General features: G+C 53.4%; 11 protein-coding genes and 1 riboswitch. Of the genes, 5 read left to right on the forward strand and 6 right to left on the reverse strand.

Annotation, left to right across the window (positions count from 1 at the left end):
- Positions 1-13: 13 nt before the first annotated feature.
- A riboswitch (TPP riboswitch) is annotated at positions 14-114 on the reverse strand.
- 36 nt (positions 115-150) lie between these two features.
- A complete protein-coding gene (gene sgrR / locus F8561_RS23480; RefSeq protein ID WP_151888031.1) occupies positions 151-1,806 on the reverse strand; it encodes an HTH-type transcriptional regulator SgrR in 1,656 nt (551 codons plus the stop codon).
- A gap of 88 nt (positions 1,807-1,894) precedes the next feature.
- On the opposite strand from sgrR, the gene sgrT reads away from it, so the two are divergent.
- Both sgrT and F8561_RS23490 read left to right on the forward strand, forming a co-directional pair.
- On the forward strand, positions 1,895-2,047 hold the full coding sequence (gene sgrT / locus F8561_RS23485; protein WP_014168612.1) for a glucose uptake inhibitor SgrT: 153 nt from the start codon (positions 1,895-1,897) through the stop codon (positions 2,045-2,047).
- A gap of 119 nt (positions 2,048-2,166) precedes the next feature.
- A complete protein-coding gene (locus F8561_RS23490) occupies positions 2,167-3,345 on the forward strand; it encodes a sugar efflux transporter (RefSeq protein ID WP_020882570.1) in 1,179 nt (392 codons plus the stop codon).
- Between the two features lie 201 nt (positions 3,346-3,546).
- On the opposite strand, the gene leuD is transcribed toward F8561_RS23490, so the two are convergent.
- The 5 genes from leuD to leuL all read right to left on the reverse strand — a co-directional run bounded on the left by leuD (position 3,547) and on the right by leuL (position 8,406).
- A complete protein-coding gene (leuD, locus tag F8561_RS23495) occupies positions 3,547-4,152 on the reverse strand; it encodes a 3-isopropylmalate dehydratase small subunit (RefSeq protein ID WP_014168614.1) in 606 nt (201 codons plus the stop codon).
- Between the two features lie 10 nt (positions 4,153-4,162).
- Complete coding sequence (gene leuC, locus F8561_RS23500) at positions 4,163-5,563, reverse strand: 3-isopropylmalate dehydratase large subunit (protein WP_151888032.1); 1,401 nt, start codon at positions 5,561-5,563, stop codon at positions 4,163-4,165.
- A 2-nt stretch (positions 5,564-5,565) separates the two neighbouring features.
- A complete protein-coding gene (leuB, locus tag F8561_RS23505; RefSeq protein WP_020882572.1) occupies positions 5,566-6,657 on the reverse strand; it encodes a 3-isopropylmalate dehydrogenase in 1,092 nt (363 codons plus the stop codon).
- Entirely contained in the window at positions 6,657-8,228 is a 1,572-nt protein-coding gene (leuA, locus tag F8561_RS23510; RefSeq protein ID WP_014168617.1) for a 2-isopropylmalate synthase, read from the reverse strand. Before leuA ends, leuB begins: the two co-directional genes overlap by 1 nt.
- Before the next feature lie 91 nt (positions 8,229-8,319).
- On the reverse strand, positions 8,320-8,406 hold the full coding sequence (gene leuL, locus F8561_RS24690; protein ID WP_071530973.1) for a leu operon leader peptide: 87 nt from the start codon (positions 8,404-8,406) through the stop codon (positions 8,320-8,322).
- Positions 8,407-9,041: 635 nt separating this feature from the next.
- Between leuL and leuO the strand changes: the two genes are divergently transcribed.
- The 3 genes from leuO to ilvN all read left to right on the forward strand — a co-directional run bounded on the left by leuO (position 9,042) and on the right by ilvN (position 12,590).
- Positions 9,042-9,992 (forward strand): transcriptional regulator LeuO, encoded by a 951-nt coding sequence (gene leuO / locus F8561_RS23520; RefSeq protein WP_151888056.1) that lies wholly within the window; start codon positions 9,042-9,044, stop codon positions 9,990-9,992.
- Positions 9,993-10,372: 380 nt separating this feature from the next.
- On the forward strand, positions 10,373-12,097 hold the full coding sequence (gene ilvI, locus F8561_RS23525; RefSeq protein ID WP_014168620.1) for an acetolactate synthase 3 large subunit: 1,725 nt from the start codon (positions 10,373-10,375) through the stop codon (positions 12,095-12,097).
- A gap of 1 nt (position 12,098) precedes the next feature.
- Positions 12,099-12,590, forward strand: a complete 492-nt coding sequence (gene ilvN / locus F8561_RS23530; RefSeq protein ID WP_003856371.1) for an acetolactate synthase small subunit — start codon at positions 12,099-12,101, stop codon at positions 12,588-12,590.
- Positions 12,591-12,720: the final 130 nt, after the last annotated feature.

Genomic DNA, 12,720 nt, shown 5'->3' on the forward strand with positions numbered 1-12,720 from the left:
GTGGCAAAGGATTTTGAGTGACAGCCTCAAATCCCTTCGCCGGCGTTATCCGGATCAGGTTCGACGGGTATTATCTCAGCGCACATCAGTGATGCAGCACCCCGTTGAGAACGGCGCTATTGTAATGATTTGGCAAATATTACGAAAGTGTTATGGCTCCGGCGGGGAAAACCAGGCGGATTTAAAATCAAACCAGCCCAGCGTATTCATTCTGACACCGCGCATACTACGCTGCCCCTGGATCATCAGCCAGTGATGGATCAACGGCACGATCGCTTGTTCAGCCAGCAACTGCTGGCACCATGAGGCCAGATTCATGTCGCCGGCGCGCCAGAGGGCCGCGTCCTGCTGCCAGTCCCGGTCTATGCAGTGCTGGATAAGCGGGACCTCATACAGGTGAGAGAAGAGCGAGAAATCAAGCGGCAGGGTAAAGTTGGCGCTGTTGAGCCAGATGTCGCTGACGATCTCCCCCTGATGCCATTCATCGTAATCCACCTCTTTGACATCCAGTCTCACCCCAACGGCGGCCAGCAGTCGGGTCAAGATTCTGGCGATAAAGCGGTGTTCAACGTGCTCGCGATAGTAGGTCAGGGTGATGGACTCCAGCCCGGCGGGCTTGTCGCAGTATGTCGGACGGGCGTGATGCCAGCGAGGAAGCAGACCATACGCCGGGAACCAGTAGGTTTGGTACTGCTCCTCCGCATGATAAATCAGGCTGGAGGGCGACAACACGTGGCTTATCCATTTGCGCACCTCATGGTTTGCCCCGCGATGGGTACGGCTGTCGAACAGCAGGTAGTAGCACCCTTCTTCGAGCCGGCTCTCCACGGCCTTTTCGCCCGTGGTGGGCCCTTCCAGCGTCAGCCCGGCGCTCAGCTCTTCATTGAGATCCGGTAATACCCACACGTTCACTTCATCGATCAGCGCCCGGTAGCCAAAATAGTCATCAAAAGCGCGGATTTTCAGCTGGTTGTTGTTATTGCGCGATACAGAGTAGGGGCCGGTGCCAATCGGCAGGCTGGCAAAATTATTCATCGATTCCCATTCACCGGGCAAAATCATCGACGGTACATAGCCCAGCAGCCACGGAAGCCATTTGTCCGGCTGAGACAGTTCAACATCCAGTGTCCATGCCGTAGGGGAGTGAACGCGTGAAATATGGGAATAGAGCGGGAGCGTGCAGGCGCGCTCTAAAGAGGCAATCACATCGACCATCTCCAGCTCGCGGCCGTGGTGGAAATGAATACCAGGACGTAGAAAGAAGCGCCAGTGAAGAGGAGAAAGTTGCTGCCAGTGGTGCGCAATATCCGCTTCCAGTTCCCCATTTTCCTCATTTATGCGCGTCAGGCCGCTGAATATTTGTCGGGCCATATGGGTTTCAGAGCGGCGTAACGCCGTGCCGGGTAACAGGTTTTTCATTGGTCGATAGTAGAGCACCCGCAGAATGTGGCGACCCTGACGAAAGCTGCGCCCGAGATGCGACACCAGCATCTGGCGTACTGCCGCTTTGTCCCCCACCAGCTGCACCAGCTGGTCGATGCGGTCCTGTTCCAGCAGGTCTTCCGCCCGCTGCTGCTGCAACGCCAGCCCGGTATACAGGAAGGTCAGGCGCGAGCGTTTTCCGCGACCCGCCTCGGCCTCCCAGTTGAGCCAGCCCTGCTGCTGCATGGTATTAAGCAGCGTGCGCATGTGCCGGCGCGAACAGCTGAGCAGGTCCGCCAGCTCGTTCAGCGTGGTCTCCTGCGATCGCCCCTCGCAGCATTGCCAGAGGCGGATAAATTGTTGTTGCAGACGACCAGAGGGCATAAAAGGGGAACTCCTGACAAAAAATCAGCAATTTATTAATCCCTATATTAGGCCAATAATTCTTCCCGATGAAGTGAGGAGGTAAATTATGAAGAGGTCTACCGCACGTCAGTTTTATCAGCGTTATTTTTCAGCGACGCAGGGAGCGTCCTGGCTGGCCCGCCAGTGTGCAGAGCAACGGTTGAAAATCCTGGAAGATCTGATGCAGTGGGACGTTACGAAACCGACCTCTTCTTGCTAACTCGCCTCGATCATGTGTGACTGAGTATTGGTGCTTCTCACCCGCCAGCAAAATGTTTTTGCTGGCTTTTTTCGTTTACTATTCACCCACTTTCGATTCGCTTTCACAAGGACTTGCGCATGCTCTGGTTGATGACGATGGGGCGACGCCTGAACGGCGTGTATGCCGCTTTTATGCTGGTGGCCTTTATGATGGGCGTGGCGGGGGCATTGCAGGCTCCGACGCTGAGTCTGTTTCTCAGCCGTGAGGTGGGGGCGCAGCCGTTTTGGGTGGGGCTGTTTTATACCGTGAACGCCATCGCCGGGATCCTGGTCAGTCTGGCACTGGCAAAACGATCGGACAATCGGGGCGATCGTCGCAAACTGATCCTCTTTTGCTGCGCCATGGCCGTGGGTAACGCGCTGCTGTTTGCCTTCAATCGCCATTACCTGACGCTGATTACCTGCGGCGTGCTTCTGGCGTCGCTCGCCAATACCGCCATGCCGCAGCTGTTCGCGCTGGCCCGTGAATACGCGGATAACTCGGCGCGGGAAGTGGTGATGTTCAGCTCGGTCATGCGTGCGCAGCTCTCTCTGGCCTGGGTGATCGGCCCGCCGCTGGCGTTTATGCTGGCGCTGAACTATGGCTTTACCACCATGTTTTCCATCGCTGCCGGCATTTTTGTCATCAGCCTGATACTGATTGCCTTTGCGCTACCCTCGGTGGCGCGAGTGGAGCAGACGACCGATAAACCCATCACCCAGGTGAGCGGCTGGCAGGATAAAAACGTCCGCATGCTGTTTATCGCGTCCATGCTGATGTGGACCTGCAACACCATGTACATCATTGATATGCCGCTGTGGATCAGCAGCGATCTGGGGTTGCCGGACAAGCTTGCGGGGATCCTGATGGGGACGGCTGCCGGCCTGGAAATTCCGGCGATGATCCTGGCGGGTTATTACGTTAAGCGTTTTGGAAAACGCCGCATGATGATCGTCGCCGTGGCGGCGGGAGTGCTTTTTTATCTGGGGCTGATCGTCTTCCATTCGCGCGAAGCACTGCTTGCGCTGCAGCTGTTTAACGCCGTGTTTATTGGCATCGTGGCCGGGATTGGGATGCTCTGGTTCCAGGACTTAATGCCGGGACGGGCAGGCTCTGCCACTACGCTCTTTACCAACAGCATTTCAACGGGCGTTATTCTGGCAGGGGTGATTCAGGGGGCGTTGTCACAAACCTACGGTCACGCGTCAGTGTACTGGATGATTGCGGCCATTTCCGTGGTGACGCTGGTGCTAACCTGCCGGGTAAAAGATGTGTGATTCTGGAAGGCTGCTTCACGCAATAAAACGATTTTCTGACAGGGTCTGAGAAGGCGCATAGAGCGCGTGGCGTCAGCCGAGGCTGTTTGCCTCAGGCTGACGCAAGAGGCAAACAGTAATGAGGCCCACATCAATTAACATTGATGGTGTACAGCACCATTTTGTTGGACGATGTTGATCTTCACCGGGATGGTACGCAGCCTACCCCATAAACGCAGGCTGTTTTTGCTCATAGGCGGAGATGGCATCTTCGTGCTGCAGCGTCAGGCCAATACTGTCCAGGCCATTCAACATGCAGTGACGACGAAAGGCGTCAATGCTGAAGCTGTAGGATTTATCACCCGCTTTCACCACTTCCGCTTCCAGATCCACTTCAAACGAAATCCCAGGATTTGCCTTCACCAGGGCGAACAATTCGTCTACCTGCGCATCGCTCAGCGTCACCGGCAGCAGCTGGTTATTGAAGCTGTTGCCGTAGAAGATATCGGCAAAGCTTGGGGCGATAACCACTTTAAACCCGTAGTCGGTGAGCGCCCAGGGTGCATGTTCACGGGAAGAGCCGCAGCCAAAGTTTTCACGCGCCAGCAGAATCGATGCGCCTTTAAACTCCGGGAAGTTCAGCACGAACTCGGGATTGGGCACTTCGCCTTTGTCGTCCAGGAAGCGCCAGTCGTTAAACAGATGCGCGCCAAACCCGGTACGGGTCACCTTCTGCAAAAACTGCTTTGGAATGATGGCGTCAGTGTCGACGTTAGCGGCGTCCAGTGGGACAACCCGGCCCGTATGTTGGGTAAATTTCTCTGCCATGATTGTCTCCTTATTTCAGGCTGCGAATATCGGCGAAATGACCGGTCACTGCCGCAGCGGCGGCCATTGCCGGGCTGACCAGGTGAGTACGCCCACCGCGGCCCTGACGGCCTTCAAAGTTACGGTTACTGGTGGAGGCACAACGCTCGCCAGGATTCAGGCGGTCATTGTTCATGGCCAGGCACATGGAGCAGCCAGGCAGGCGCCATTCGAAGCCCGCTTCGATAAAGATCTTATCCAGGCCTTCAGCTTCCGCCTGGGCTTTCACCGGGCCAGAGCCCGGCACAACCAGCGCCTGAACGCCAGGTGCCACTTTACGGCCTTTGGCAATCTCGGCCGCCGCGCGCAAATCTTCGATACGGGAGTTGGTGCAGGAGCCGATAAACACTTTATCAATGGTCACGTCAGTCAACGGAATGCCTGGCTTCAGACCCATATAGGCCAGCGCTTTTTCCGCACTGGCGCGCTCGACCGGATCGGTGAAAGAGGCCGGGTCAGGAATATTATCGTTAACGGAAATCACCTGGCCCGGGTTGGTTCCCCAGGTGATCTGTGGCGCAATGTCTTCCGCCTGTAGCGTAACCACGGTGTCAAACGTCGCACCATCGTCGGTTTTCAGGGTTTTCCAGTACGCAACCGCCTCAATAAAATCCTGGTCTTTCGGCGCGTGCAGACGGCCCTTCACATAGCTGAAGGTTGTTTCGTCTGGCGCAACCAGGCCCGCTTTTGCCCCCATCTCAATGGCCATGTTGCAGAGCGTCATACGGCCCTCCATGCTCAGTGCCTGGATGGCTTCACCGCAGAATTCAACCACGTGACCGGTGCCGCCTGCGCTGCCGGTTTTACCGATGATGGCCAGCACGATGTCTTTGGCGGTAATGCCCGGGGCCGCTTTGCCTTTCACTTCAATCTTCATGGTTTTGGCGCGGCCCTGTTTCAGGGTCTGCGTCGCCAGAACATGTTCAACTTCAGAGGTACCAATACCGAACGCCAGGGCCCCAAACGCGCCGTGGGTGGCCGTGTGGGAGTCACCGCAGACAATGGTCATGCCTGGCAGGGTGATGCCCTGTTCTGGCCCCATCACGTGGACGATACCCTGATACGGGTGGTTCAGATCGTAGAGCTCGACGCCAAATTCATTGCAGTTTTTGATCAGCTCCTGCATCTGGATACGCGCCATTTCACCCGACGCATTGATATCTTTGGTTTGCGTGGAGACGTTGTGATCCATTGTCGCGAAGGTTTTACCTGGCTGGCGCACCGGGCGCTTATGCGCACGCAGTCCGTCGAATGCCTGAGGGGAGGTAACCTCGTGCACCAGATGGCGATCGATATACAACAGTGGGGTTTCGTTTGGTGCCTCGTAAACTACGTGCGCATCAAACAATTTTTCATATAACGTTTTCGCCATGATTACACCCCTTCAGCGACATAGCGGGCAATAATGTCGCCCATTTCATCGGTACTGACTGCCGCCGTGCCGCGTGCTAAATCACCGGTACGGACACCTTCTTCTAACGCACGGTTAATGGCGTTTTCAATTGCGGTTGCTGCATCACCGGCATCAAGGCTGTAGCGCAACAGCAAGGCCAGGGAGAGGATCTGCGCAATCGGGTTGGCAATGTTTTTGCCAGCGATATCGGGCGCGGAGCCGCCAGCAGGTTCGTACAGGCCAAATCCCTCTTCATTGAGGCTGGCTGATGGCAACATCCCCATAGAGCCTGTGATCATTGCGCACTCGTCCGAGAGAATATCGCCGAACAGGTTGGAACACAGCAGAACGTCAAACTGCGACGGATCTTTAATCAGCTGCATGGTCGCGTTGTCGATGTACATATGGGACAGTTCGACATCCGGATACTGTTTCGCGACTTCACTGACGATTTCACGCCACAAAATAGAAGACTGCAGAACGTTCGCTTTATCGATAGACGTCACTTTATGACGACGTTTGCGCGCCGACTCAAAGGCGATATGGGCGATACGTTCAATTTCAAAACGGTGATAGACCTCAGTATCAAAGGCTTTTTCATGCTGACCGCTGCCTTCGCGCCCTTTAGGCTGCCCGAAGTAGATCCCGCCGGTCAGTTCACGCACGCACAGGATGTCAAAGCCGTTAGCCGCGATATCTGCACGCAGCGGACAGAACGTTTCCAGCCCCTGGTACAGCTTCGCCGGACGCAGGTTGCTGAACAATTTAAAATGTTTACGCAGTGGCAGCAGCGCGCCGCGCTCAGGCTGCCCGGCGGGCGGCAGGTGTTCCCATTTAGGGCCACCCACGGAGCCAAACAGCACTGCATCCGCATTTTCACACCCTTCAACGGTCGCTTTTGGCAGCGGAGTACCGTGATTATCGATGGCGATACCGCCCACATCATAGTGGCTGGTGGAGATTTTCATCGCAAAACGTGAACGAACGGCTTCCAGTACTTTCAGCGCCTGTGCCATCACTTCCGGGCCAATACCGTCACCCGGTAACACAGCAATATGGTAATTCTTCGACATTACACGGTTTCCTTGTTGTTCTCTTTATTCTGAGCTTTGCGTTGCAACTCTTTTTCAACTTCAGCGGCGCGCCAGATGTTGTTCAGCACGTGGACCATCGCCTTCGCGGAGGATTCAACAATATCCGTCGCCAGGCCCACACCGTGGAAACGACGGCCATTGTGGGTGACCACGATATCAACCTGACCCAGGGCATTCTCACCGTGGCCCTTGGCTGTCAGGTCATATTTCACCAGCTCTACGTCGTATTCGGTGACGCGGTTAATTGCGCGGTAAATGGCATCAACCGGGCCATTGCCGTTTGCCGCTTCGGCCTTAATGTCTTCGCCACAGGCCAGTTTGACCGAGGCAGTCGCAATGTCGCTGGAGCCTGACTGCACGCTGAAGTAATCGAGGCGGAAGTGCTCAGGCTCTTCCTGCTGTTTATTGATGAAGGCCAGCGCTTCCAGGTCATAGTCGAATACCTGACCTTTTTTATCGGCCAGCTTCAGGAAGGCGTCGTACAGCTGATCCATGTTGTAATCGCTGTCCTTATAACCCATCTCTTCCATACGGTGTTTCACCGCCGCACGACCGGAACGGGAGGTCAGGTTCAACTGAACCTGGTTCAGGCCGATGGATTCCGGGGTCATGATTTCGTAGTTTTCACGGTTTTTCAGCACGCCATCCTGATGAATACCGGAGGAGTGCGCAAAGGCGCCGGTACCCACAATCGCCTTGTTAGCCGGGATGGGCATGTTGCAGATCTGGCTGACGGTCTGGCTGGTACGCCAGATTTCGTTGTGATTGATGCGGGTATGCACATTCATGATGTCTTTGCGCACTTTGATCGCCATGATCACTTCTTCCAGTGAACAGTTACCTGCACGTTCACCGATGCCGTTCATCGCGCCTTCTACCTGACGTGCACCGGCGTGCACCGCAGCGATGGCGTTGCCAACGGCCAGCCCCAGGTCATCGTGGGTATGTACGGAGATAATCGCTTGATCAATGTTTGGTACGCGTTCATACAGACCGGTAATGATGTTGGAGAACTCAAACGGCATGGTGTAGCCGACAGTGTCCGGGATGTTGATGGTTTTAGCGCCCGCATTGATGGCAGCTTCCACCACGCGCGCCAAATCTTCAATCGGCGTACGGCCAGCATCTTCACAGGAGAATTCAACGTCATCCGTGTAGTTACGGGCACGTTTGACCATGTAGACCGCGCGCTCAATGACCTCATCCAGCGTGCTGCGCAGCTTGGTGGCAATGTGCATAGGAGAGGTAGCAATAAAGGTATGAATACGGAATGCTTCGGCAACCTTCAACGACTCGGCTGCAACATCGATATCTTTTTCCACACAGCGTGCCAGGCCACAGACGCGGCTGTTCTTAATGGTACGCGCAATGGTCTGCACGGATTCGAAGTCACCCGGAGAAGAGACAGGGAAACCGACCTCCATCACGTCGACACCCATACGTTCGAGAGCCAGCGCGATCTGCAGTTTCTCTTTCACACTCAGGCTTGCCTGTAATGCCTGTTCACCGTCACGTAAAGTTGTATCGAAAATAATGACTTGCTGGCTCATGGGTTAGGTCCTTGTCAGTCTTAGGGCGCCTTGCTACGAGCATAAAAAAACCCGCGCAGTGGCGCGGGTTTTTAGTCTTACTGGTGACGATTCAACGCTGAATTTCGCCCGCCAGTCTACCGCGCACAGTGGATGCGTTTAGTAGTAGTAGACCGGTGAAACGAATGGTGCGAATCATGAATCGTGCTCCGTTAAATTCAATATGCTTTTAGTGGTACTGGATACGACTGTGCATGTCAACCCCTGCAGGCAAAAACGCACCCGGCTGGCCAGGTTGACAGGATATGTGCTTTAGCTAATTGTGCTGGGTTTTGCTTTTCCGACCCTACAAATTGTCTAATTTTGGACTGAGAAAAAGGTTGCAGAAATAATTGAATATAATTGTGATGAATAACTTAAAAGTTCGCTACTCAATTGTGTGGGGCGCAAATGGGTTTGATATCATTAAGTTATAAATGCGGTGAATGTTTTTTATCACTTCGGATGTCTTATGGTTATTACAGATTGTTAACTTATTTAATCGGGGTTGCAATAACAGTTTAATAATACTTAAAACATCATTAACCCGCTGACGATTGTATATTGGCCTGGTTTATGGTTTCATTCAAATCCTAAAGTGAATCATATCATTTGCAGTGGTGTTTATTTTATCGTTTGTCAGCGGCGAAAAGTCATTTTCGCTAAACTGTTCTTTATATTTTCCGAATTTAAAATAATTCTCTTTCGCTGATCGTATATGCATGGTAAATCATATTCTTCGGAATTATTACAGTACGTTGGCAAAGGGAGTGTAGCGTGACAGTGGAGTCAGAAGTGCCAGAAATTAATATTAAACAACCTCAAACTACTGATGGGATTAAACCGCAGTTACGTACGGTGGACCTTAATCTGCTCACGGTATTTGATGCTGTCATGCAGGAGCAGAATATCACCCGGGCGGCCCATACGTTGGGGATGTCTCAGCCCGCGGTCAGTAATGCTGTTGCCAGACTTAAGGTTATGTTTAACGACGAGTTATTCGTTCGTTACGGGAGAGGAATACAGCCTACCGCACGGGCATTCCAGTTATTCGGCTCTATCCGTCAGGCGTTGCAGCTGGTTCAGAACGAGCTGCCAGGGTCAGGCTTTGAACCTTTAAGCAGTGAGCGTGTATTCAATCTTTGTGTTTGCAGTCCGTTAGATAATTATTTGACGTCGATTATTTATAATAAAGTTGAAGAGATCGCTCCCAATATCCATCTGGTTTTTAAATCATCCTTAAATCAAAACACAGAGCATCAGTTACGCTACCAGGAGACCGAGTTCGTTCTGGGATATGAAGAATTTCGACGTCCCGAATTTTCTTGCGTTCCGCTGTTTAAAGATGAAATGGTGTTGGTCGCCAGTAAAAAACACCCCCGACTCAATTCTCCGCTTCGGGAAAGTGACGTTTATAGTGAGCAGCATGCTGTTGTTGCGCTCGACAGATATGCTTCCTTTAGCCTGCCGTGGTATGACACGGCGGATAAACAGGCAAGCGTTGCTTATCAGGGAATGGCAATGGTCAGCGTATTGAACGTGGTCTCGCAGACACATCTGGTGGCTATTGCACCACGCTGGCTGGCTGAGGAGTTTTCCGGTCAACTACAACTACAACTGCAAATGTTGCCGTTGCCGCTCAAGCTGAATAGCCGTACCTGCTATCTCTCCTGGCATGAAGCCGCCGGTCGGGATAAAGGGCACCAGTGGATGGAAGAGTTGCTGATCAGTATTTGCCGTCGATAAGCGCATCAGGATAAATTGCATTTTCGCGTGTGATTTATCCTGGTTTTTTCTCTGTTATTGTTATTTTATTCTGTTGTGAATTTTTTCTTACTGCTCTCTGGCTCGCAAAAATAGATGATTTCCTGAATCGACGCGCTTTTCAGCGATGATTAATCATCTCATCCTCTAATACCAGATGAATTGACCATATCCTTCCTTAATACCTGTTTTTTCTGCTTTGCGAACCGTTTAGCTCACCCGGTCTGCTAATTGCCTGCCTCATAACGAGCGGTTAAGGTAACGATCACTCTGCAAAATATAAGATTGGTTTAACCCAGTCGTAAGACGGTGCGGAAATGAATTCTGCAGCTCGTCTATAACAAAATGCCTGGAGGCAAAGCATGGAGATGTTGTCTGGCGCGGAAATGGTCGTCCGATCGTTAATCGATCAGGGCGTGAAGCAAGTGTTCGGTTATCCCGGAGGCGCAGTCCTGGATATTTATGATGCGCTTCATACGGTAGGCGGCATTGACCATGTTTTAGTACGCCACGAGCAGGCGGCGGTACATATGGCTGACGGGCTGGCCCGCGCGACAGGTGAAGTAGGCGTGGTATTAGTGACGTCCGGTCCCGGCGCGACAAACGCCATCACCGGCATTGCCACGGCGTATATGGACTCTATCCCGCTGGTTATTCTTTCCGGCCAAGTGGCGACGTCACTGATCGGCTACGACGCGTTCCAGGAGTGCGACATGGTGGGGATTTCGCGTCCCGTTGTGAAGCACAGCTTCCTGGTTAAGCAAACTGAAGACATCCCGGGGATATTGAAAAAAGCCTTCTGGCTGGCAGCAAGCGGGCGTCCCGGCCCGGTGGTGGTCGATCTGCCGAAAGATATCTTGAACCCGGCGAACAAGCTTCCTTATGTCTGGCCGGAGTCGGTGAGCATGCGCTCATACAACCCAACGACGCAGGGCCACAAGGGGCAGATCAAACGTGCCTTGCAAACGCTGCTGGCCGCCAAAAAACCGGTAGTCTATGTCGGTGGTGGGGCAATCAATTCTGCCTGTGAAGGGCAGCTTCGGGAGCTTATCGAGAAACTCAATCTTCCCGTTGCGTCGTCGCTGATGGGGCTGGGCGCTTTCCCGGCAACTCACCGTCAGGCTCTGGGGATGCTGGGTATGCACGGTACCTATGAAGCCAACATGACGATGCACCATTCCGATGTGATCTTTGCCGTCGGCGTGCGCTTTGACGATCGCACCACCAACAATCTGGCGAAATACTGCCCGAACGCCACCGTGCTTCATATTGATATCGATCCCACTTCTATTTCGAAAACGGTGTCTGCGGATGTGCCGATCGTCGGTGATGCCCGCCAGGTGCTGGAGCAAATGCTGGATCTGCTGGCACAGGAGCCCCCTTCCCAGCCGCTGGATGAGATCCGTGACTGGTGGCAGCAGATCGAACAATGGCGTGCGCGTCAGTGCCTGAAGTATGACACGCAAAGCGACAGCATTAAGCCGCAGGCGGTGATCGAAACTATCTGGCGGCTGACGAAAGGCGAGGCATACGTGACGTCTGACGTGGGTCAGCATCAGATGTTTGCCGCCCTTTATTATCCGTTTGATAAACCGCGCCACTGGATTAACTCCGGAGGGTTAGGAACGATGGGCTTTGGCTTGCCTGCCGCACTGGGCGTCAAGCTGGCTCTGCCTGACGAAACCGTCGTCTGCGTGACGGGAGACGGCAGTATTCAGATGAACATCCAGGAGCTGTCGACGGCCCTTCAGTATGAGCTGCCGGTACTGGTGCTGAACCTGAATAACGGTTATCTCGGGATGGTGAAGCAGTGGCAGGACATGATCTACTCTGGTCGTCACTCTCAGTCCTACATGACGTCACTGCCGGACTTTGTTCGTCTGGCTGAAGCCTACGGCCATATTGGGATGCGAGTGACCGATCCGGCAGAGCTGGAAACGAAGCTCGGTGAAGCGCTTGAGCACGTTAAAAATAACCGCCTCGTTTTTATGGATGTCATTGTTGATGGCACCGAGCACGTATACCCGATGCATATTCGCGGTGGTGGTATGGATGAAATGTGGTTAAGCAAAACGGAGAGAACCTGATATGCGCCGGATATTATCTGTTTTACTGGAAAACGAGTCTGGCGCACTGTCGCGCGTCATTGGCCTTTTTGCACAGCGCGGCTATAACATTGAAAGCCTCACCGTTGCGCCGACTGACGATCCGACGCTGTCGCGCATGACCATCCAGACCGTCGGCGATGCCAAAGTGCTTGAGCAGATCGAGAAACAGCTGCATAAGCTGGTCGATGTTCTGCGCGTCAGCGAGCTGGGGCAGGGTGCCTACGTTGAGCGAGAGGTCATGCTGGTGAAAATCCAGGCCAGCGGTTACGGGCGTGAGGAAGTGAAACGTAACACGGATATCTTCCGTGGGCAGATTATAGACGTCACGCCTTCTATATATACGGTTCAGCTGGCCGGAACGAGTGACAAGCTGGATGCCTTCCTGGCATCTGTACGGGATGTGGCAAAAATTGTTGAGGTTGCGAGATCGGGGGTTGTTGGCCTGTCACGCGGCGATAAGATCATGCGTTAGTTGTCTAAAAGGTTCGCCTCTTTCTGCCCGGTCACCAAAGCCGGGCTTTTTTTTTGTGTAATCAGCCGACAACAGAGATAAAAGCGGTTGCCGCGAAGGCTATTCTGCGTTTAGATGTTAAAAGATTTAA

It is taken from the genome of Enterobacter sp. 198, assembly GCF_009025585.1.
GTDB lineage: Bacteria > Pseudomonadota > Gammaproteobacteria > Enterobacterales > Enterobacteriaceae > Enterobacter > Enterobacter ludwigii.

Bases quoted from the DNA above. Each gene is read 5' to 3' on its own strand.
- sgrR (WP_151888031.1), bottom strand. From the start codon at position 1,806: ATGCCCTCTGGTCGTCTGCAACAACAATTTATCCGCCTCTGGCAATGC.
- sgrT (WP_014168612.1), top strand. From the start codon at position 1,895: ATGAAGAGGTCTACCGCACGTCAGTTTTATCAGCGTTATTTTTCAGCG.
- F8561_RS23490 (WP_020882570.1), top strand. From the start codon at position 2,167: ATGCTCTGGTTGATGACGATGGGGCGACGCCTGAACGGCGTGTATGCC.
- leuD (WP_014168614.1), bottom strand. From the start codon at position 4,152: ATGGCAGAGAAATTTACCCAACATACGGGCCGGGTTGTCCCACTGGAC.
- leuC (WP_151888032.1), bottom strand. From the start codon at position 5,563: ATGGCGAAAACGTTATATGAAAAATTGTTTGATGCGCACGTAGTTTAC.
- leuB (WP_020882572.1), bottom strand. From the start codon at position 6,657: ATGTCGAAGAATTACCATATTGCTGTGTTACCGGGTGACGGTATTGGC.
- leuA (WP_014168617.1), bottom strand. From the start codon at position 8,228: ATGAGCCAGCAAGTCATTATTTTCGATACAACTTTACGTGACGGTGAA.
- leuL (WP_071530973.1), bottom strand. From the start codon at position 8,406: ATGATTCGCACCATTCGTTTCACCGGTCTACTACTACTAAACGCATCC.
- ilvI (WP_014168620.1), top strand. From the start codon at position 10,373: ATGGAGATGTTGTCTGGCGCGGAAATGGTCGTCCGATCGTTAATCGAT.
- ilvN (WP_003856371.1), top strand. From the start codon at position 12,099: ATGCGCCGGATATTATCTGTTTTACTGGAAAACGAGTCTGGCGCACTG.